Genomic DNA, 21583 nt, shown 5'->3' with positions numbered 1-21583 from the left:
GCCTAGACCTTCTTAGTTATCGTCAATCTCACTTGGGTAGGTGGCAAACAGTGGCAAGGGCATGGGCTGGCGGCGCAGCACATTTACCCAAAGGTCTTGATTGCCAGGGGTGAGAATATCCGAGGGCAGCGCGGGGGTGACGTACCAATCGCCGCTGGCAATTTCTTCTTCCAATTCTCCAGGGCCCCAAAATTGCAGGCCTTGGAAAATACGAACGCCTTCTAATAGCTCCGCTACTTCGCCTGGATCTTCGCTCATGGCGATGCGCACGATGCGATTGGCAACGCGCAGCATATCCGGATGCTCCTCGCGCACTTTATCCTTAGCCAAAATGCCCAAAGCAGAGACCGCACGCTGCTCATGGGCACCGCCGATAAACACCGCCGGGGGTTTAGAAGCCAACGGCGCCCATGCGGGCAGCACATTAAACACCGCCACATCGGAACGTTGATTCAAAATCACGGCCATGGAGTGCGTCTCGGAGTGCTCCAAGAGCAATAAGATGCTGCGGTGAAAAAAGCTGCCCTCTAGGCCGAGGGGGTCGGCCACCAGCAACATGCCGGGTTCTGGGGCTGCCTGTTCAAGGGCTTGGAAGAGCCGTTCTCCAAAGAGGTTCATGCTTCCTGCCTTTCTTTCCACCACGCTTGCAGTGCTGCTTCAGCTTCTTCGGTTTCCATCGGGCCGCGCTCTAAACGAAGCTCCTTGAGGTACTGCCAAGCCTGACCAACCTCGGGGCCTGGCTGAAGGCCTAATAATTCCATAATTGCATTGCCATCGAGCGCCGGGCGCACCTTAGCCAGGTCTTCTTTGGCGGCAAGGTCTTCAATGCGCTCGGCAAAAAGATCAAATAGACGCCGAAGCCTCTGGGCCTTCTTGCGGTTGCGCGTGGTCACATCCGCACGCACCAGGGTGTTCAATTGCTCAAGCTGATCGCCTGCGTCATTGACGTACCTGCGCACTGCGGAATCGGTCCAGGAATCCTCGCTAAAGCCGTGGAAGCGCATATGCAAGAACACAAGCTGGGACACGTCCTTGACCATCTGCTTAGAGTATTTCAGTTTGCGCATGCGCTTGCGCACCATCTTGGCGCCCACAACCTCATGTTGGTGGAAGCTCACCCGGCCGTTTTCATGAAACTCCCTGGTAGCGGGCTTACCAATATCGTGAGTGAGTGCCGCCCAGCGCAATACCAGATCGGGATTCTCTTCTAATTCCACCGCCTGGCGCAGCACCGTCAGCGAGTGCTCATACACATCCTTGTGCTGGCGGTGTTCGTCTTGGGTAAGCCGAAGCGCCGAAATCTCCGGATACACCACATCGGCTAGACCGGTATCGACCATCACGCGGATGCCATCCCAAGGCGCCTGGCCGAGCATGAGCTTGTCCAATTCCATTTGCACGCGCTCAGCGGAGATGCGCTCGATCTGCCCGGCCATTTCTTCCATCGCCTTGTGCACACGCGGGGCTAGGGAGAATTCCAGTTGCGACACAAAGCGCGCTGCCCGCAGCATGCGTAGGGGATCGTCGTGAAAGCTCAGCTCGGGGGCGGCAGGGGTGTCGATGACGCGGCGTTCTAAATCCTCTAAACCACCGAGGGGATCATGAAAGACCGGCTCCGCTTCCACATCGAGCTCTAAGGCCATGGCATTGACCCGAAAGTCTCGGCGGATCAGGTCATCTTCTAGGCGATCGCCATATTGCACCTCAGGATTGCGCGATTGGCCATCATAGCTATCGGCGCGGAAGGTGGTGATCTCAATTTGCATGCCCTGCATTTCTGCAGAGATGGTGCCGAAATCAATGCCCGTATCCCACACACTGGGGCTAAGAGCTTGGAGAATTTCCTGTACCTGTTCCGGGCGGGCCTCTGTGGTGAAGTCGAGGTCGTGGCCTAGGCGGCCAAGGAGTGCGTCGCGCACGGAGCCTCCCACAAGGTATAAGGAGTAGCCCCGATCCCGAAATGCTTGCGCCAGCGGGCGTAGCACCGGTTGAAGTTTGGCTATTTCCTTTTGCCCCTGCAGCAGCAAAGTTGCGTTGCGTGACGTCATCATTAGCAAGATTCTACATTCTCGACGCGCCCTGGCTTATACCGTTTCAGGGCGCTAGCGGTTACGATCAGCGGGATGGATGAAAACGAGACCGCCTCAGGTGGTTCCTCGCAACCCTCGAAGCATCCCCGCAGGCGCAGGCGACGGGGGCGCTCGAAGAAGCGCGGTGCCCAGGCACAACAGCAGCGCGGCCACCAAAATAGTGAAGGTGGCGGCGCTTCTCGGCGTGCCCGCAGCCGGGCGGGGGGCTCCGGGCGCAAGCAGCGGAGAAGCAACAACAACCGTGGGGCACATAACAGCTCCATGCCCACCCGCGATGAGACTTCAGCGGGCGGTTTGCTCGTCTCTGGTTTAGCCGAGGCAGTGGATGCCGATGGCAATGTGGACCTTTCCAAGATTTATGTTGCCCTCATTGGCAGGTTGGATCGCCGTGGGCGCATCCTCTGGTCCATGCCCAAGGGGCATGTGGAGCCGGGCGAAGATAAAGCCGCCACCGCAGAACGTGAGGTGTGGGAAGAAACGGGCGTGCACGGCGAGGTCTTTGCCGAGCTCGGTGTGATTGATTATTGGTTCGTTTCCGAGGGCGTGCGGATCCATAAAACCGTGCACCATCATCTCTTGCGCTTTGTCGACGGAGACCTAAACGACGAAGATCCGGAAGTGACCGAGGTTGCTTGGATTCCCGCCAATAAGCTCAGCGAGCATTTCGCCTACGCTGATGAACGCAAACTCGCACGGGTGGCCTATAACCTCTTGCCTGAATACGCCCGTGCAGAACGCGCCGAAGGGAGGGTCACGCCACGTTAAGCCGTCGAATGCTCAGCACCGGCGTGGCCGTTGGTTTGCTCGTCGGTGTCCTTGGCATGCCCGATACAGCCTTCGGCGAGGGTCTTCCCGTATCGCCTTCTGCCCAAAGCACCCGCGAACGCTGGATCAACCCGAATGTTCGCGAGATTGATGCCGAGGGCGATCTTCGCATTGAACTGACCCAAGTGCCCACCTCTGTGGAGCTGGGGAGTCCACTGTCGCTGCGCGCCCGGGTCATCAACGATTCCGATGAGTCACTCAACGCCGATAATCTGCGCATCCTCATCGCCCACGCCGATAGCGAGGATTCCCTTGGGCAAAGCCGCGAGGTTTTAGCCGCTGATCCCTCGGCCTATCCCTATCGGGCAACGCCCGTCAAACTCAACGGCGTGATACGGCCGGGCGAAGCCAAGGAGATTTCCCTTGAAGTCGCTACCTCCGAGCAGCGCGATGGCCTGAGACTGAAATCTGCCGGGGTGTATCCGGTGATGGTGGCCTTGGAATCAAGCAGCGAAGGCATTGTCAGCACCCAGCGCTTCCTAAGCGCTGTGCGCAGCGGCGATGAAGAAGAACAAGAACGCACCCCGCTTTCGGTGTTGGTGCCTTTAAGTGCCCCCATTGATGCAGTCGGTGGCGAAACCGGCGATGCCCCCGAGCCTTCGGAACTGCTGTTGCAGTCTGAGGATCTTGCCCATAACTTCGGCCCCGGCGGGCACCTTGGCCAAACGCTGAATGACTTTGATGCCTTCGCCACGGCGTATCCTCAGGCGGCTCAGGGCACCTGCCTTGGTATCGACCCGGAATTGGTGCGCACCGCAGCGCGCATGTCCCAGGGCTATAAGGTGGCCCAGGAACGTCCCAGCGTGGTGAGCCAAAAGCAGCGCCTTCGCGATTCTTGGGGCAGCGGCGGCACGGATATTCAGAGCACCGAGGGCACCGGCCAGGAGATTGCCGCACAGTGGCTGAACCATTTGCGCGAGCTTGCCGGGCGCAGTTGCACCGTGGCCTTGCCCTGGGCCAATGCTGATCTTGATGCGGTGCAGGCCACCAATAATGAGTGGTTGATGCGCGAGGCTTTGCAGCGCGGCCAGATCACCTTAAGCAATGTGCTCGGCAGCGAGCCGCTGGACAATGTGGTGGTGCCGGGTAAGGGCTATATCAGCCCGCCGAGCGTCAGCAGCATGGGGTGGGCCTATAAGGCTTCGATCCCGCAATCGAGCACGCTGGATCCTTTAGGTAAGGCGTGGTTTGATCAGGGCGAACAAAACCCTGCTCCGGAGCCGGAAAACACCTCCGATTCCGCCCTTGAGCAAACCCGAACGCAGGCTCCTTCCAACGTGCCGCCCCGCCCGCAGCAGCCCGTGCGAGTGCTCATGGCCGATAACACCATTTGGACTGCTCCGCGAAGTGGCGATACGGCGCTGCTTGGTCCGAATATTTGGGCCAAGACCTATCCCGGCTCTTTAGCCGCTTTGCTTGCCGACGCCTCCGCGACCCCAGAAACCAAGGGGTATAGCAACTACAACACCCGCTTTGATGCGCGCCTCGATGCAGGCCCGGCGCGGCTGGCCACTGCCAGTGCGGCCATTGAGTTTGAGGCACAGCGCAGCGAGGATCCAGTCTTGGTGATGCTGCCGATCAATGCTTCGAGCCCGAAGACGCTGCTGAATACCGTGGGTGAATTGGTTGAACGCGGCGATGCTGAAAGCATCACCCTGGATCGCTATGTGGCCTTGGACCCGGATGTGGCTCAAGAGTTAGAAGCACAACCGATGCCCGAACCCCCAGGTTTTGGTGCACCCTTTGATGATCCGACGGTGATTTCGGATACCGAGATCAGTCGCGCTCGCCAGCAGGCCGATTATATTGATGACCTCACCCAGCTCATGGTTCCCGATCCGGCGGTAGCCATTGGGCCGTATAGCTTTACGGTTCCGCTGCGTATGGATGTGTTGCGTGCGTTGAGCTCGAATGGTCGCGGTTCCATTGCCACCTTTGATCAAACGGTGCAGCGCGAGAATGCGCTGTTGAACCAGAACCGCGAAACGCTGACCGAGCTTCGTTCCTCGGTCACGCTCTTGCCGCCTGGCAATGTCTATACGCGCTGGTCTGATTCTTCTCCCTTATTGATTGCCGCGCGCAATGGTCTGCCGCTGCCGGTGGATGCGCGGATTCTTTATGATGCGCCCAAGGGGGCGAGCATTAACGTCGAAGAGCGCCTGCTCATCCCCGCAAAGGGTTCTATTACCGCCCAAATGACGGCCACTTTGCCCACGGATTCAGGGCGAACCGATATTGACCTGTGGTTGGCCACACCTTCTGGTGCTGCCATTTCCAATCCTGTGACCATTGGTGTGCAAACTCGCTCGGGGATCATTGGCTCGAAGCTTTCCACGGTGCTGATTATGTTGGCGCTGGTGGGCTTGGTCTTCCTTGGTGTTATTCGTAGGCGCCGTGCTAAGCGGCGCGTGCAGCGCTTTGATGCGTCCAAGCGTGCTCCGAGGCCGCCGCAGCGCTATGCCCAAAGCACTCGCTATATTGCGCATCCAAAATCGCAGCGGCGCCCCAGACGTGAGGAAGGGGAGGGGCACTAAGCATGCCCGCAACTTCACGTATTTCGCCTCAACCCTCAACGCTCAAGGATGGACCCCGTGACCCATTCAGGTGCTAACGGTACTCGCCACCGCATCGTCGATCCCTCCGCGCCCGCGCCGGTGCCTGAGATTCAGCAGACTCCTGCTCCTCAACCAGAGCAGGATCATTCGCGCTTATCTACCCCGGCCAACCGCCCGGCGCGAGTCCGCAATGTGCCGGCGCCGAACCCAGAGGGTGAACAAGACGCCAAGGCCGTCGAGCATGCGATGAGCCAGCAGGATTCGGCTCCGAAGGCTAGCTCGAAGAAAGCCAGCGACGCCGATGTGGTGCGTGCCGGTGGTTCCATGGCGATTGCCACACTGTTTTCGCGCATCACGGGCTTTTTGCGCAATGTGATGATTACCGCCACCTTGGGTGGTGCCATTGCTTCGGCGTTTAATGTGGCGAATACGCTGCCGAACTTGATCACCGAGATCGTGCTCGGCGCGGTGCTCACCTCGCTGGTGGTGCCGGTGTTGGTGCGTGCAGAAAAAGAAGACCCCGACCGCGGCGAGGCCTTCATTCGCAGGCTGTTTACCTTGGCGGCCACGCTGCTGATCTCGGTGACGTTATTGGCCGTCATCGGCGCGCCCTGGCTTACAGAGTTGATGCTGGATTCCGAGAGCAAGGTCAATCTGACCCAGGCCACCAGCTTTGCCTATCTGCTCTTGCCGCAGATTTTCTTCTACGGCATCTTCGCCCTGCTCATGGCGGTGCTCAACACCAAGGGCGTGTTTAAGCCCGGTGCTTGGGCGCCGGTGGCCAATAACGTGATCACCCTCGCGGTGCTCGCACTGTATATGTTCTTGCCCGGCAAGCTCGACGCTTCGGCTCAAAGCCCCGTCACCGACCCGCATGTGCTGTTGCTTGGTGTGGGCACCACCTTGGGCGTGGTGGTGCAGGCGCTGATTATGCTGCCGCCGATTCTGCGTTCTGGTGTTTCCCTAAAACCGCTGTGGGGCATTGATGCCCGCTTGAAGCAATTCGGTGGCATGGCCTTGGCCATCGTGGTGTACGTGGGCATTTCCCAATTGGGCTATGTGGTCACCACCCGCATCGCCGCAAATTCTGATGCCGCTGCGCCGAATATCTATCAGCAGCACTGGCTGCTATTGCAGGTGCCCTATGGCATCATCGGCGTCACCTTGCTCACGGCGATCATGCCGAGGCTTTCTCGCAATGCCGCCGATGGTGACGATAAGGCCGTGGTCAAGGACTTGGTCATGGGCTCGAAGCTCACGTTCTTGGCTCTGATCCCCATCGTGGTGTTCTTCACCGCCTTCGGTGAGCAGATCGGTCGCGGCTTATTCGCCTACCGCGAATTCGATGCCTCGCTTGCTTCGATTCTTGGTTGGACTTTAAGTTTCTCGGCCTTCACGCTGCTGCCTTATGCCTTGGTCTTGCTGCATTTGCGTGTGTTCTATGCCCGCGAGGAGGCGTGGACGCCCACGCTGATCATCGCCGGTATCACCACCACCAAGATCCTGCTTTCCTATCTTGCTCCGGTGCTGGCCACCGATCCTTCGAAGGTCGTGATCCTGCTTGGTGCGGCCAATGGTTTCGGTTTCGTCGCCGGCGCCATGATCGGTGCCACCCTGTTGCGCCGCAAACTCGGCTCCCTTGGCACCCGCGCGGTGGTGCACACCAGTGCTTGGGCTTTTGGCGCCTCGCTGGTGGGCGTGGCCATTGCTTTGGGCCTTGATTTCGTGATCCGCCGCATCGGCATCTTAGAGGCGCTTGGCAGCATCGGTGTGCTTGTCGAGCTCGCCATCGTCGGCGTGGTCTTCCTGGCTATTACCGGCATTGTGCTTTCGCGTTCCGGCCTGCAGGAAGTGGCAAGCCTCGGCGGTTCTTTGCAGCGCATCCCGGGGCTGAACAGAATTATCAAGGTCAAGGAGAAGGAGCTTATGAGCGCTCCTGCGGCCACCTCCTTGACGCCCGAGCTTTTGGCACTGGACGATACCTTTAACGCCACCCCGGTGCCGCCGCCAATGTCTGCAGGTGTGGTGCGCGGCCCGCGTTTGGTCCCTGGTGCGCGCGTATCTGATGGGCGTTTCAGGCTCCTGGCCGATCATGGTTCTGTAAGCCAGGCCCGCTTCTGGCAGGCCCGCGAGGTCGCCACCGATAGGGAAGTGGCGCTGGTGTTTGTGGATACCTCCGGTTCGGCTCCGCAGGCTCCTTTGAGCCCCGCTGCCGCCGCCGGTGCTGCCGCCGAGGTCTCCCGTCGCACTCGGGCGCTGGGTAAGCTGCGCCACCCGGCTATCGCTCCGAATATTGAGGTGCTTTCTTATCGCAATGGCTGCCTTGTGGTTGCCGATTGGGTTGCTGGCACCACCTTGGCGTCGGTGGCAGAAGAAGGTGCAGATCCCTTTGCTGCCGCCTATGCCCTTGAGCTGCTTGGCGATGCCACAGAGGCCGCCAAGCTGAAGGCCCACACGCCTTTGGGCTTGGATAATCGTTCGCGCATTCGCATCAGTACCGATGGTGTGGCTGTCTTGGCCTTCCCGGCGGTCTTGCCCGATGCAAGCGTGGAACGCGATCAATCCTGTTTACGCACCGCGCTGTGCACACTGGTGGATGCAGAGCAAGCACCGGAGCCTGTTGCTGAACTCTTGCAGGTCCCGGCTGCCGATCTGCCCGAGGCTTTGAGGGCCCTGCCCGATACGGCCGATCAAAGCCCCGATCAGCTCCAGGTGTCTGCGGATCGAAGCCCCAAGCCCAGCAATGAGCCTGGCTTTGGTTCTAAGAACATGACGCGCGCCGGGCGCACCGCGGTGGCCCTGGCGGTGGTGGCGTTGGTGACGATGATCGCCCTCGGTACCGCCTACCTCACCGCCGTGATTGGTTCCCGCGATGAGAAGGCTCCCATCGATACCAACTCCATTAGCCGCGAGCACCTAGAAAAGGCCATCCCCATTTTGGCTAAGGCCGAAAAGGCTGCCACCTGGGCCGATGGTGCAGGAGAGCAGGAGGAGATCCCTGCGGTGGTGGATAACGACGCCACTACCACCTGGCTGGCGCAGGGCAATGCCCGTGGCGTGCTCTTGAGGTTTGAGCAGCCGATTGAGCCCACCAAGGTGATTGTGAACGTTGATGAACAAACCATGGTGCGGGTGTATTTGGGTGAAGATGCCTATAACCTCAACTCAGCCATGTTGCTGGGTGATGGTGAGGTCCGAGGCGGCAGCGGCAGCGTGAAGCTGCGCGAGCACCCCAAGACCACCGAGGTGCTGGTGTGGTTTGAAAGCATCCCCGAGGGTGAACCGCTTGAAGTCAAAGATGTTCAGGTGGTGGCGAGGCCTTAAGTTGGGGGCGGGGCGTCGAAAAGCTAGTTTTTGCCCCCAAAGGAGGGAAATTACGCCGCTGGAATTTCGGGGGTAAAAGAGGCGTTCTAGCAGCAAAAATACCCCCAGCGGGCGTGCCCAATGCATTGGGCATCTGCTCCGAATGCGGTGCATGGCCAGGTTTCCCATAATCACAAGTGCTGCAGGAATACCGCGGCAACGAGGCAAACCTTCAGCGCTTAAGACCAAGCCATGCACAGTACTTCAGGGGGAGTTGTTCGTGCAGACCGTCATTGACCACCCGCCAGCACCGAGTATCCCAAACAACGCCAGCGCCGATTTCGAAGCAATTCTCAGACACCACCACCGCCGCCTCTGGTTTTTGGTGCGCCGCTACGTGCACAATCATTTCGACGCCGAGGAAGTGCTCCAAGAAGCGCTGCTTAAAGCCAGCGAGAAGATCAGCTCCTATCGCGGGGAAGCAAGCCTGCACACCTGGCTGCATCGCCTCGTGGCCAACACCGCCTATGACTTTGTTCACCGCAACAAGCACCGCCCCACCATCCCGCTCGATACCGATATTCACTGGGGATCCCGGCACCAAGAAGGCGGGCTCGATCTTGCCACCACCTCTGCGGTACGCCTGGCCATGCGCACCCTGCCACAGGAACAACGTCGCGCCATTTACCTCGTTGATTTTGTGGGCGTGGAAATTTCCATGGCCGCCGCCATCGAAGGTGTGCAGCCCGGCACCATGAAATCTCGGCGTTCCAGGGCCAGAGCTGCGCTTCGCGAGCGCCTGGCTATCTAAGGCTTAATCGGCCCGGGAATAGTGGGCGCGGTGCTGCGTTGCAGTGAAAGCAGCACGCCTCTCAGTGACGGTTAGACTGGGATTGCTGCTCACGTATTCCTAGGAAAGGTTTTTCAAGCATGTCTGATGCCACGATTCACGATGTTGCCATCATTGGTTCCGGCCCGGCCGGCTATACCGCAGCCCTGTACGCCGCGCGCGCAGAGCTTCGCCCCATCGTGTTCGAGGGCATTGAATATGGCGGCTCGCTGATGACCACCACCGAGGTAGAAAACTTCCCCGGCTTTAAAGACGGCATCTTAGGCCCTGAGCTCATGGAAGAAATGCGCGCACAGGCGGAACGCTTTGGCGCCGACCTGCGCATGGAGCTCGTCACCCGCGTAGAGCTTGAGGGCGAGATTAAGAAGATCTGGGTTGATGATGAAGAATTCCAGGCCCGCGCGGTGATCTTGGCTACCGGTTCGGCACCTCGCTACTTGGGTGTTGATGGTGAGCAGCAACTGCTCGGTCGCGGCGTTTCTGCCTGCGCAACCTGCGATGGTTTCTTCTTCCGCGACCACGACATTGCCGTGATCGGTGGTGGCGATTCCGCGATGGAAGAGGCGATCTTTTTAACCAAGTTTGCAAAGTCCGTCACCATCGTGCACCGCCGCGAGGAATTCCGCGCCTCTGCGATCATGCTGGAGCGCGCCAAGGAAAACGAGAAGATCCGCATCCTGACCAACAAGCAAGTCTCCCGCGTGCTTGGCGAAAATACCGTTGAGGGCTTGGAGCTTGTCGATTCGCTCTCCGGCGAGACTTCCACCCTCGATGTGACCGCCATGTTCGTCGCCATCGGCCACGATCCGCGCTCCGAGCTCTTCCGCGATGAAGTCGAATGCGATGATGCCGGCTATGTGCAGGTCCAGCATCCTTCTACCCGCACGAATATCCCTGGTGTTTTTGCCATTGGCGATTTGGTGGATGCCACCTACCAGCAGGCCATTACTGCTGCCGGTTCCGGCTGCCGCGGCGCGATCGACGCGGAACATTACTTGGCGGAAATTTAGGGGCTAGACTCCTTCGGAAGTAACTATCACTGCACAGAAAGGCCAGGGCATGGCAAAGCCAATCACCATTACTCAGGAGAATTTCCGCGAGATCGTTATCGAGTCTGATAAACCAGTGCTGGTGGACTTTTGGGCCGAATGGTGCGGGCCTTGTAAGAAGCTCGGCCCGATTATCGACGAGGTAGCCGAAGAGGTCGAGGGCGTGGCCGTAGTGGGCAAGGTGGATGTGGATGCCGAGCGCACCTTGGGCGCGATGTTCCAGATCATGTCCATTCCCACGGTGTTGGTGTTCTCTGGTGGGCAAAAAGTTGCCGAGTTTGTGGGCGTAAAGCCCAAGGCTGCGCTTGTCGAGGCACTGACTCAGCACGCCTAACTGGTATTCTCGACTGCTAGAACCCACTAATAATGGCTTATACTTAAGCCCGTTAGTGTGACCAGTGTGAATACAGTGAATGGAAAGGATCAGTGTGTCTGACATTCTCCGCGTCGGCGACCGAAGCGCCCGGGTCGCCGAGGTTAGGGACGCACTCGCACGCCTAGGCTTCTTGCAGGGCACCTCACGCAAAGTCTCCAGTAGCAAAGGCCAGACGTTCACCGAAGAAGAAAAGCTTTTCGACGAACCCCTCGCTGAGGCACTCAAGGCTTTCCAGCAGGCTCGCGGCATCATTGCCTCCGGGATCATCAACGATCCCACCCTGCGGGTCTTGCGTGAGGCCAGCTATGCCCTGGGCTCGCGAGTCTTAAGCTTTCAACCCAATAACCTCTTTGTTGGCGACGACGTACTCCAGCTCCAACAACAGCTCCAGGAACTGGGCTTTTATACCGATCGCCTCGATGGCCGCTTCGGTGAACAAACCCATGCGTCCTTGATGAACTACCAAATGAACTACGGCCTCCAAGTCGATGGCATCTGTGGGCCAGATACCATCCGCGCCTTCGGGCTGTTGGGTCGCCGCATCACCGGTGGTTCACCGCAGCAGTTGCGTGAACGTGAGCGCGTGCGCGAATCCGGCCCGCGCCTTGCTGGCAAGCGCGTGGTGATCGACCCTGCCCTTGGTGGCAGCAACCGCGGCCAGGTAGTCAAGGGTCGCTTCGGGGAAATTTCCGAAGAAGAGCTCATCTGGGATCTCGCCACCCGCGTGGAAGGCCGCATGATCGCCGCGGGGATGGAAACAATCATCTCCAGGCCACGCCAGGATGATCCCTCTCAAACCTCCCGGGCAGAAATCGCCAACGCCTTTGATGCAGACCTCATGATCTGCCTGCAGGCTGATCGCTACCAAAACGAAAAAGCATCTGGCTGCGCCAGCTTCTACTTCGGCTCCGAGATGGGCTCAAACTCGCTCATTGGCGAGCTGCTCAGTGGCTTTATCCAACGCGAGATCGTCGCTCGCACCAGCCTGATTAACTGCGGGAATCACGCAAGGACATGGGACCTGCTTCGCGTTACCCAAATGCCCACGGTGGAAGTAGTGGTTGGGTATCTCACCAACCCCGAAGACGTAAAGATCCTCACCGATCCTGCCGCCCGCGACGCGATCGCAGAAGCCATCGTGGTGGCCGTCAAGCGCCTCTACTTGCAGGAACAAGACGATCAGCCCACGGGCACCTTCCGCTTCGATGAGCTGCTAGAACAAGAGGCTCGCGCCTAAGCCAACGCGCTTGCCAATAACTCTTCTGCCGCCTGCGCACTCAACATGTGCTCAGGCGGTAACTCTATGCGCAGCCTGGGCAGGCTGGGATGCGGAGCTACTACTTCAAAGCCTGCAGCCTGCAATAACTGCGCCGGCATGAGCCCAATCTCTTCTTTCCTCAAGGCAAGAGGATCCTCGGTACTGCTATACCCAAATGCTTCGACGGCCACGGCCTTGTGCTGCCATAGATGCGCTAAGACGGCATCAATTAAGACATGCTCGAGGCCAATGCCTTCAAAGGCGGGGTCGATATGCAGCGAGCTTAAAAGCCAGGCATCGGCACTCACGGGGGCGGTGGGCAATTGCGCCACACCGGGGGAGAAGCGGGGTTGGCAAAAGATGATGGTGGCAATGGCGTGTTCTTGGCCCGCGCGCAAGATATGAAAGCCGCACTGTTGTTGCTCAAGCAGCACGGCCATAAGCCACGCTTCTTTTTCAAAGCGTGGATCCCCGCTCTCGCACACCTTTTGGGCTACGTCCTGGCCCAGTTCCCAAAACACGCAGCGCGCAGCCAGTGGGTGCATCATGCCCACGGTGGCTCTATGTAGCGGCTGCAACATGATGGATCAGTTCCGGTGGAGAAGCTCCATGATGCGCTCAAAATCGTCGCGGTCGCCGAATTCCACCACGATCTTGCCTTTGCGCTTACCCATGCTCACGCTTACTTTCGTGTCCAGGTCGTCGGCAAGCTGCTCTGCTGCCTGGCTTAAAAAGGCAGGGGTTTCTCGTGGCTGGCGGACCTTCGGCTTTGGTGCCTCACCGCGATTTAATAAGGTGACGGCTTCTTCCGTGGCGCGAACCGAAAGGCCTTCGGCCACCACCCTTTGTGCAAGGTCTTCCTGGGCCTGGGCGCCTTGTTTGAGCCCGAGCAGGGCGCGCGCATGGCCGGCGGAAAGCACACCGGCGGCTACTTTTCGCTGCACCGGCACCGGAAGGGCCAGCAGGCGAATCATGTTGGTAATCATCGGGCGCGAACGGCCAAGCTTGTCTGCCAACTGGGCTTGGGTTACGCCGAATTCCTCAAGGAGCTGCTGATAGGCTGCCGCCTCTTCCAAGGGATTGAGCTGCACGCGGTGGATATTTTCCAATAGCGCATCGCGCAGCATGTCCTCATCGCTGGTGGCGCGCACGATAGCTGGAATGGCCTTTAAGCCCGCCTTCGAGGCTGCGCGCCAACGACGCTCACCCATGATGATCTCGAAGCGGCCACCATCAACGGGGCGCACCACGATGGGTTGGAGCAGGCCGAACTCCTTGATGGAGTGCACCAGCTCGGCCAAATCATCTTGGTCGAAGACGCTTCTGGGGTTCTTCTCATTGGGCAGGATCAGCCCAATGGGAACCTCCTGGTAGGAAGCGCCAAAGGCCTCTTCTTGCTGCACAACCTCGCCATCTTTGGCGGCTGCTTCGGCCAAGATGGGGTTGATGCGAGCCCCCGTTTCATCTCTTTGGGGTGCCTGCGAGCGGCCGATGACGATATCGGCGGCGTTATTGCCTAGGCGTTCTCCTGCCTGCGGGCTGGAGGTAATCAGTGCTGCAAGCCCGCGTCCGAGGCCGCCCTTGCGTGGTTCCTGGTTCATTCGGCTGCCCCTTCTTCTTCGCGGCTGAGTTGATCTTCAATGGCCCTGGCTTCATCTGAAATTCCCACGGCACCGGAATGTTGGCCGGGCAGATAATCGCCGCGGATTGCTAATTCCCTTGCTGCATCCACATAGGCCATGGCACCGCGTGAACCTGGGTCGTAGGAAAGCACTGTTTGGCCGTAGCCGGGCGCTTCGGACACTTTGACGGAGCGGGGAATCTTGGTGCGCAACACAACATCGCCGAAGTGGCCGCGGACCTCTTCGCTTACCTGCTCTGCCAGCTTGGTGCGCCCGTCGTACATGGTGAGCAAGATGGCGGAGATATGCAGGTTTGAGTTCAGGTGCTGGCGGATCATCACAATATTGTTGAGCAACTGGCCCACACCTTCGAGGGCGTAGTACTCGCATTGGATGGGAATGAGCACCTCATCAACTGCCGTCATGGCGTTGATGGTGAGCAGGCCGAGTGAAGGTGGGCAATCAATGAAGATGAAGTCGAAGCCTGCTTCTTCAATAAAGGTGGAGCTGAGCGCATCATGCAGGCGATATTCGCGGCGCACCATGCTCACCAGCTCGATTTCTGCACCAGCGAGATCAATGGTGGCAGGGATGCACCAGAGGTTTTCGCTAGCGCTGGATTGCTGCATGGCTTGCTCGGCGGTGCATTCGCCGATGAGGAGCTCATAGCTCGAGAGCGTGCCAGCGCGGTGTTCTGCACCCAAAGCGGTGGAGGCGTTGCCTTGGGGGTCGAGGTCTACTACGAGCACCTTTAGCCCGCCTTGGGCAAGCCCTGCGGCCAGATTGACCGAGGAGGTGGTTTTACCTACGCCGCCTTTTTGGTTTGCCACAGTAAGCCTGCGCGTGCGTTCTGGCTTGGCAAGCTGGGCACCTCGAGCGCCTCTCCCGTGGGCTGCGCGACGCGCTGCGGGTGTCGTGGACGCGTGATCCCTATGCGAGTTCTTCATTGATTCCTTCACTCGTGGTCGCAGTGGGTGAACACTACTTTAGTGTTTCACGGACCTTAGCGATCCGGATGATGGTGGTGGGCTCTTCCAGCGCTTGGCCAATCACGCTGATCTGCGCATTCGCGCCTCCGGCTTTGGTGATCTGCTTGGCATCTCGGCGTAGTTCTTCTTCGACGGAAGAGCCCTTCATGGCAATCATCTCGCCGCCTTGTTTCAGCAGCGGCAGTGACCACCCGGCGAGCTTGCCCAAAGGGGCTACTGCGCGTGAAGTCACCACATCCACGCCATGCACCTCGCGCTTGATGGGACCTTCTTCTGCGCGTCCACGAAGCACCACCACATTGTCTAGGTGCAGTGCCGCTTTGACTTCCTTGAGAAAGGTCGATCGCTTCAGCAGTGGTTCGATCAGCGTGATCTGCAAATCTGGCCTGGCAATGGCTAGGGGGATACCCGGCAGCCCTGCGCCCGAACCAATATCGGCAACGCTTGCTCCCTCGGGCATCACCTCTGAGAGCACGGCGCAGTTAAGAATGTGGCGTTGCCAAAGCCGCGGCACTTCCCTTGGCCCGATAAAGCCGCGCACGGATCCATCGGTGGCGAGCAGCCGGTGATATTCGATGGCCAAGTCGAGGCGATCGCCAAAGATCTCCTGGGCTTGTTTGGGGGGTGCCTGTTCTAAGCCTTGGCTGTTTGGGCCTTCTTGGCCGGCTTGGCTTTCAGCAGATTGTTTCACGTGAAACTTCCTCATTTTCTCCCACGGCTGCGGTACGGATACTAACGCTAGCACGGCCGGGCAGGGCCTCTGTGAGCAGCAAAAAGCCGCCACCAGCTTCGGTGACGGCTTCCTCTTTAGCTTCAAAGGCTTATTTCTTCTTGCCCTTGCGCTTGGGGTTATTTGGGCGCTGGCCGGGTTGCGGGGCTGTGGCGCGCTTTGCTTCCTTCTTGGCTTCAATTTCTGCAGCCTCTTCAGCATCGATCTTTTCAAAGATCCAACGCTGCTGGAAGAAGGTCCAGATGTTGTTGCTCACCATGTAGAAGAGCAGGCCGATGTGCCAGAGCGCACCGGTGAACAAGATGGTGGCGGGCAGGAACCACAGCATCATGCGGTTCATCAGATTTGCCTGCATGGCCATCTGATCATTGGCCGGGGCCTTTTGCAGGCCGGCAGCTTTACGACGCTCCTGGCGATTCACCGAGAGGCGTGCGTTGAAGTGCGTTGCCAGCACAATGATCGCGATGAGCGGCACGGCAACGAACAAAATGTCGGTGCGGGTGAAGTCCACCGGCTTGAAGGCCTGGTACATGTCCTGTGGCATGGAAATGTAGGCGGAAATCGGCACACCGAACACGCGGGCGTCCAGGAAGGACTGCACATCTTCGGGGGAGAAGATGTAGTTGGATAGCTCGCGGTTTTGCTCAACCGAGAGGCCAAGCTGACCGGTTCCGGTACCGGTGCGGTTGAAGGATCGCAGCACGTGGAACAGGCCGATGAACACCGGCAACTGCACCAGGGCAGGCAAACAACCAGCAATAGGATTTACACCCATCTCCTTTTGGAGCTTGCGGGTTTCCTCCATCTGCTTTTGCTGATCGTTGGGATACTTCTTCTTAATTTCCTGCATCAGCGGCTGCAGCTCTTGCATCTTGCGCATAGAACGCATCTGGTTGAGCATGGGCTTGACCAGCAGGGAACGGATGGTAAAGGTGAGCAGCACGATGGCGAGCACCCAAGACCAACCCGAATCTGGGTTGAGCACGAAGCTCACAACCTTGTGCCAGAACCACAAGATTGCTGAGATCGGCCAATAAATAAAGTTCAGCACTGTCGAACAAATCTCCTATGAAGGTATTGAGTGCCCAAAGGCTTTGAGTGGCACCGGATCATAACCACCGGGATGCCACGGGCCGCATTTTGCAATGCGCGCCCCGCTAAGCAAAATGCCGCGCCAAGCACCGTGTTCCTCTAACGCCTGGAGCGCATAGGAACTGCACACTGGATCAAAACGACACGTAGCACCCATCTTAAGCCCTGAAAGATGCTTTTGGTAAAAGCGAACCGCAGCAATAAGCGCTGCATTCAGCCCCGAGCGCCTGTGAGAACCAGTGCGTTTAGCGTGCAGATTTGGATTGGATTTTCTTAAGTGCTGCGAGCACATCTGTTTCCAACTCCTTGAAATCCGCCTGCCCTGCCTTCGGCAGCGCCCGGATCACAATGTCTGCTTGATCGGGGAAGGCGTCGATATGCGCCAAGATGAGTGCGCGAAGTTTTCTTGAGGTGCGGTGCCGAAGCACTGCATTGCCCACGGCCTTGGACACAATCAGGCCAAAGCGAGGATGGTAGCTACCGCAAAGCTCATCCTCGCGGTGGTGTAGATGCAGAACAACGGTGCCTCTCCCGGCCCTGAATCCTCGTCGAATAGTCCTCCGAAATGTTTCGGAGTTCGGAAGTTTCAGGTGTGGGGGAAGCACCGTTTTAGGTTCTTGAAAAAACGCGCTTATGCGGTGAGCTTTGCGCGGCCCTTCTGGCGACGAGCAGCCACGATGGCGCGACCGGCACGGGTACGCATACGGGTGCGGAAACCGTGCTTGCGAGCACGACGACGGTTATTGGGCTGGAAAGTGCGCTTTCCCTTTGCCACAGTGTTCTCCTTTTACGTTGGTGCCAGACACACCGGCGGGGCTAGAGCCTTCGGCAAGCCGTAGCCGCTGGAGCGTCTGGAACAAAATTTCCAAGCAAGTGCTAGGCCGCCAATGCCAACCGAGGTTGTGCCGAAATGCCAGCGACCCTAAAGCACTTGAAGCACGGAGAAAATAAAACGGCGTTTGGGTCAAACGCCTCATTTTCCGTGATAGACCCCAATAGACTACGTGAGATTTTTCTCCCTGGGCAAATTGACACGCCGAACCCCCACCCTTACCCCTGAAACTACATTTTTGTAATTACAACAGGCGTTATTCCTGCTTGCGCCGGTCAGGAAACTAAGTAGGCCCACAGGCGCCAGCCTTGCTTTAAATTCATGGCGTTCAACGCTATTCCACTCAATGTTCGTTTAGACACCACAACGTTCAAGCAGGTAACAATATGTGTGAGAAAACCTCACAAGGTGTGGAATCTAAAAGATGTGGATAACATTCAAGAATCGCTTGAATGTTGTTCGAATTTTCGGAATTTCCGCAGGTGAAACACCCTCAATCGGTGGAGATGGGTTTTCCACAGGGTTGTTGATAGCCTGTGGATAACTGTTGATACTCTCGGGGGATAATGTTTATCCACAACTGTGGACAAAGTTGTGGATTACCCGCTCAGGGCACCGAAAAGCTTGTGAGTTGCTCGGTGGAGAAGCGACTGTGAAAAATCACAAGTTTTTGCCCTCAAACGCTTCGCTATCGAACAGATTGTCCGCTTGTTCCCTGCTCGCCAATTGGAAGGAAGGCCCATCAGTGACGGAAGGCTCCAAAGCACTGGGCGCAACCTGGCTCGAAGTGGTCGCAGAACTCACCCAAGCCTCTGCCGACCCCGCAAGTGAGATTCCGCAGCTATCCCACCGACAGCTCGCCAACCTCAACCTGATTAAGCCCGTAGCGCTCGTCGAGGGCATCGCTGTGCTTTCCACCCCTCACGAGGCAGCAAAAAAGACAGTTGAGCAGGATCTCGCCCCCTATATCAACCGGGTATTAAGCGCGAAGATGGGTCGCCCCTTCGGCATCGCCGTCACGGTCGATACTCAAGCGGCCTCGGAACCTCCGGCCACGCCAACGCAGATCAGCGCACCCGCTATCACCCCTGAGCCTGTTGCAGTGGAACAACCACCGGCGCAGCCCGAACCTAAAGCCCCGGAGCCAGGCTGGTTTACCTCTCATGTAGAAGAGCCGGAAAAGCTGCGTCCGCGCGAGACTCCTGCGCATGATCCCAATGATCTAGCGCTTCTCAACCCCAACTACACCTTCGAAAACTACGTGGTGTCGGATTCCAACCGACTTGCGTTTTCTGCTGCCAATGCTGTGGCTGAACAGCCAGCACAAAGCTACAATCCGCTGTTTATTTGGGGTGGTTCTGGCCTTGGCAAGACGCACTTGATGCACGCCATTGGCAACTATGCGCAGTTGCTCAATCAGAACTTGAAAATCAAGTACGTCTCCAGCGAAGAATTCACCAACGATTACATCAATTCTGTGCGCGATGATCGCCAGGAATCCTTCAAGCGCCGGTATCGCTCGGTGGATATTTTGATGCTGGACGATATCCAGTTCCTCCAGGGCAAAGAGGGAACACAGGAGGAGTTCTTCCACACCTTTAACGCCCTTGAGCAGGCATCGAAGCAAATTGTGCTTTCCTCAGATCGCCCGCCGAAACAACTCACCACCTTGGAGGATCGCCTTCGCACGCGATTCCAGGCCGGGTTGATTGTGGATGTGTATCCGCCTGATCTGGAAACCCGTATCGCCATCTTGGAAAAGAAGGCAGCGGCCAGTGGCGTGACCATGCGCAGGGATGTGCTTGAGCTGATTGCCAGCCGCTTTAATACCTCCATCCGCGAGCTCGAGGGCGCATTTGTTCGTATCAATGCCTATTCCTCGATTAATAATGAGCCCATCACCATGGATACGGTCGAGCATGCGCTCCGAAGCATCATGCCCGAGCAGGAATCTGTGGAGGTCACAGCGGATCGCATCATTGAAGAAACCTCAAAGATGTTCAATGTGCCAGAACGCGATATTCGTGGCTCGCGCAAAACTCGCGCGGTGGCGCATACGCGCCAGTTGGCTATGTATCTATGCCGCGAATTAACTGATTTATCGCTGCCGAAAATTGGCGAGCAGTTTGGCGGTAAGGACCACACCACGGTGTTGTACGCGGTGGATAAGATCCGCAAGGAAATCACCCAAAAGCGTGATACTTATGATGAGATCCAAAAACTTACCGCGCGCATCAAGGGCAATGGCCACGCCTAGCGCGTCCTAGCTCAACATTTTCACCACACCCCGCTTCGGCGGGGTTTTTTCTTGCTCTTTTTGCTGGATAACTGGGTTTTCTACAGTTTCCACAGAGTTATCCACACCTGTGTAATTACATGCTTGTAGTTAGTGATTGTGCGCACAGAATTCCACAAAACTGCGCTGTTGATAACTACCCAGATCATGTGCACAACAGCGCTGTGTACTGGGGAAAGATTGTGGAAGATTGCTTGAGCCAAAAAGTTATCCACAAGCGCTATGAGTTATCCACAAAATCTCCACAGTGGTGCCCACAGGTGTAATTTGCGCCTTGAGCTTGAGAAAACATGTGTTTTCCACACCTTGCACAGGACTTACTGTTACTACCAACGAAATTTCTAGTAATTCTCTTAGTAGAAACAGGGGCTGGGGATTGTGAGGCGGTGAGCGTGAGGTGTTGCTAAATCACAAAAGTTTGGCTGCGTGTGAAACGCAGGTACTTTAGGTCTTGTAATTCTTGTGGCAGTCAGCGCTGCCGCGAATAACAAAAATCTGATCAAGATCCGAGGAGCTGTGGGGTAGAAGCATGGATGCACAAGCGGTGTCATTCCGGGTTGGCAAAGATGAACTCGCCAGCGCCGTTGGCTGGGTAGCTCGTAATTTGCCCACGAAGCCCACGCAACCAATGCTGCGAGCCATGCTCATTAGCGCCACCGATGAGGGGCTCGAATTAGCTGGCTACGACTACGAAGTGTCCACCAAGGTGCGTGCGAGCGCTGATATCGAGCAGACCGGCACCGTGGCGGTGGCAGGTCGCCTGCTGGCAGAGATCATCTCCAGCCTTCCTGGCAAGCCCATCGAGATGAAGGTTGCCGGTAATTCCCTGGAAGTTACCTGCGGTACCTCGCGCTTTGAGCTGCCCTTGATCCCGCTTGATGATTATCCTCCGATGCCGAAGTTGCCTGAGGTCACCGGCGAATTCAGCCCAGCGCTATTCGAGCGAGCCATCTCCCAGGTTTCCTCCGCCGCTGGTTCCGATGACACCTTGCCCATGCTCACGGGCATCCACATGGAAATCGACGGCGAAAATGTCACCTTGACTGCCACCGACCGCTTCCGCCTCGCCCAGCGCCGCCTGCGCTGGCTGCCGCAGGTAGAGCAGGCCAAAGCCAAGCTTTTGATCCCGGCGAAGAACTTAAGCGATCACGCCCACACCTTGAGCGTTTCCGGCGATGAGCAGGTAGAAATCGCCGTGGGCACCGGCGAGCAGATCGGCGCCGAAGGGCTGTTCGGCTTGCACTACGGTAATCGCCAAACCACCATGCGCATGTTGGACGCAGACTTCCCCAACGTGGCACCGCTGCTACCTAAGACCCACACCTCGGTGGCCAAGGTCAATATCAATCAGCTTGTCTCTGCCATCAAGCGCGTCACCCTGGTTGACCGCGGCGCGCAGCTTCGTTTGCAATTCAGCGAAGGCCAGCTCATCTTGTCTGCCGGCGCCTCGGATGCAGGCCACGCCGAGGAAATGGTGGAGTGCGAATACTCGGGCGAGGATAACTTCATCATCGCCTTCAACGCCCGCTATCTGCAGACAGGCCTGAACTCCCTTGGCACGGAAAACGTGGTATTTGGCTTTAATGAGCCTTCGCGTCCAGCCATTTTGGTGCCTGAACCAGAGCAGATGCCAAGCCGCGATGAGCAGGGTGTATTCCCCACCCCGGAAACGGATTACACCTACTTGCTCATGCCTGTGCGCCTGCCGGGCTAGAA

18 protein-coding genes and 1 pseudogene are annotated in these 21583 nt (G+C 57.9%); 9 read left to right on the top strand and 10 right to left on the bottom strand.

Annotated features, from left to right (window positions below):
* Nucleotides 1-12: 12 nt before the first annotated feature.
* Together IEU99_RS10435 and IEU99_RS10430 are read right to left on the bottom strand one after the other, a co-directional pair.
* Nucleotides 13-618: a YqgE/AlgH family protein gene (locus IEU99_RS10435; protein WP_128890730.1), complete on the bottom strand. Its 606-nt coding sequence runs from the start codon at nt 616-618 to the stop codon at nt 13-15.
* Complete coding sequence (locus tag IEU99_RS10430) at nt 615-2051, bottom strand: CCA tRNA nucleotidyltransferase (RefSeq protein WP_128890731.1); 1437 nt, start codon at nt 2049-2051, stop codon at nt 615-617. The genes IEU99_RS10435 and IEU99_RS10430 overlap by 4 nt, the downstream gene beginning before the upstream one ends.
* 300 nt (nt 2052-2351) lie before the next feature.
* Between IEU99_RS10430 and IEU99_RS10425 the strand changes: the two are divergent.
* The 7 genes and pseudogenes from IEU99_RS10425 to IEU99_RS10395 all read left to right on the top strand — a co-directional run.
* Nucleotides 2352-2855: pseudogene (locus tag IEU99_RS10425) on the top strand (NUDIX hydrolase); the annotation flags it as partial.
* An 8-nt stretch (nt 2856-2863) separates the two neighbouring features.
* Entirely contained in the window at nt 2864-5449 is a 2586-nt protein-coding gene (locus IEU99_RS10420; RefSeq protein ID WP_128890733.1) for a DUF6049 family protein, read from the top strand.
* Between the two features lie 48 nt (nt 5450-5497).
* Entirely contained in the window at nt 5498-8794 is a 3297-nt protein-coding gene (locus IEU99_RS10415) for a murein biosynthesis integral membrane protein MurJ (RefSeq protein WP_128890734.1), read from the top strand.
* Nucleotides 8795-9053: 259 nt separating this feature from the next.
* On the top strand, nt 9054-9584 hold the full coding sequence (locus IEU99_RS10410) for a sigma-70 family RNA polymerase sigma factor (protein ID WP_164931208.1): 531 nt from the start codon (nt 9054-9056) through the stop codon (nt 9582-9584).
* A gap of 119 nt (nt 9585-9703) precedes the next feature.
* Nucleotides 9704-10633 (top strand): thioredoxin-disulfide reductase, encoded by a 930-nt coding sequence (trxB, locus tag IEU99_RS10405; RefSeq protein WP_128890736.1) that lies wholly within the window; start codon nt 9704-9706, stop codon nt 10631-10633.
* 49 nt (nt 10634-10682) lie between these two features.
* Nucleotides 10683-11006: a thioredoxin gene (gene trxA, locus IEU99_RS10400; RefSeq protein WP_123961158.1), complete on the top strand. Its 324-nt coding sequence runs from the start codon at nt 10683-10685 to the stop codon at nt 11004-11006.
* 94 nt (nt 11007-11100) lie between these two features.
* A complete protein-coding gene (locus IEU99_RS10395; RefSeq protein ID WP_128890737.1) occupies nt 11101-12285 on the top strand; it encodes an N-acetylmuramoyl-L-alanine amidase in 1185 nt (394 codons plus the stop codon).
* On the opposite strand, the gene IEU99_RS10390 is transcribed toward IEU99_RS10395, so the two are convergent.
* From IEU99_RS10390 to rpmH, 8 genes are all read right to left on the bottom strand, one after another.
* Nucleotides 12282-12887 (bottom strand): hypothetical protein, encoded by a 606-nt coding sequence (locus IEU99_RS10390; protein WP_128890738.1) that lies wholly within the window; start codon nt 12885-12887, stop codon nt 12282-12284. The genes IEU99_RS10395 and IEU99_RS10390 overlap by 4 nt on opposite strands.
* A gap of 6 nt (nt 12888-12893) precedes the next feature.
* On the bottom strand, nt 12894-13907 hold the full coding sequence (locus tag IEU99_RS10385) for a ParB/RepB/Spo0J family partition protein (RefSeq protein WP_128890739.1): 1014 nt from the start codon (nt 13905-13907) through the stop codon (nt 12894-12896).
* Complete coding sequence (locus IEU99_RS10380) at nt 13904-14875, bottom strand: ParA family protein (RefSeq protein ID WP_123961162.1); 972 nt, start codon at nt 14873-14875, stop codon at nt 13904-13906. Before IEU99_RS10380 ends, IEU99_RS10385 begins: the two co-directional genes overlap by 4 nt.
* 34 nt (nt 14876-14909) lie before the next feature.
* On the bottom strand, nt 14910-15608 hold the full coding sequence (rsmG, locus tag IEU99_RS10375; RefSeq protein ID WP_371869489.1) for a 16S rRNA (guanine(527)-N(7))-methyltransferase RsmG: 699 nt from the start codon (nt 15606-15608) through the stop codon (nt 14910-14912).
* Between the two features lie 130 nt (nt 15609-15738).
* Nucleotides 15739-16698, bottom strand: coding sequence for a membrane protein insertase YidC (gene yidC, locus IEU99_RS10370; RefSeq protein WP_128890741.1), 960 nt, complete (start codon nt 16696-16698; stop codon nt 15739-15741).
* A gap of 15 nt (nt 16699-16713) precedes the next feature.
* Nucleotides 16714-17031: a membrane protein insertion efficiency factor YidD gene (gene yidD, locus IEU99_RS10365; RefSeq protein WP_128890742.1), complete on the bottom strand. Its 318-nt coding sequence runs from the start codon at nt 17029-17031 to the stop codon at nt 16714-16716.
* A complete protein-coding gene (rnpA, locus tag IEU99_RS10360) occupies nt 16985-17344 on the bottom strand; it encodes a ribonuclease P protein component (RefSeq protein ID WP_123961166.1) in 360 nt (119 codons plus the stop codon). Before rnpA ends, yidD begins: the two co-directional genes overlap by 47 nt.
* Before the next feature lie 26 nt (nt 17345-17370).
* Nucleotides 17371-17514, bottom strand: a complete 144-nt coding sequence (gene rpmH / locus IEU99_RS10355) for a 50S ribosomal protein L34 (protein WP_123935783.1) — start codon at nt 17512-17514, stop codon at nt 17371-17373.
* Nucleotides 17515-18316: 802 nt separating this feature from the next.
* On the opposite strand from rpmH, the gene dnaA reads away from it, so the two are divergent.
* Nucleotides 18317-19828: a chromosomal replication initiator protein DnaA gene (gene dnaA / locus IEU99_RS10350; RefSeq protein ID WP_123958938.1), complete on the top strand. Its 1512-nt coding sequence runs from the start codon at nt 18317-18319 to the stop codon at nt 19826-19828.
* Between the two features lie 568 nt (nt 19829-20396).
* Nucleotides 20397-21581, top strand: a complete 1185-nt coding sequence (gene dnaN, locus IEU99_RS10345; RefSeq protein WP_123958940.1) for a DNA polymerase III subunit beta — start codon at nt 20397-20399, stop codon at nt 21579-21581.
* Nucleotides 21582-21583 lie beyond the last annotated feature (2 nt).

It is taken from the genome of Corynebacterium pelargi, from assembly GCF_014635485.1.
GTDB classification, from domain to species: Bacteria; Actinomycetota; Actinomycetes; order Mycobacteriales; family Mycobacteriaceae; genus Corynebacterium; species Corynebacterium pelargi.
The sequence above is the reverse complement of the archived record's forward strand: the minus strand, read 5'-3'. Positions and strand labels throughout refer to the sequence as shown.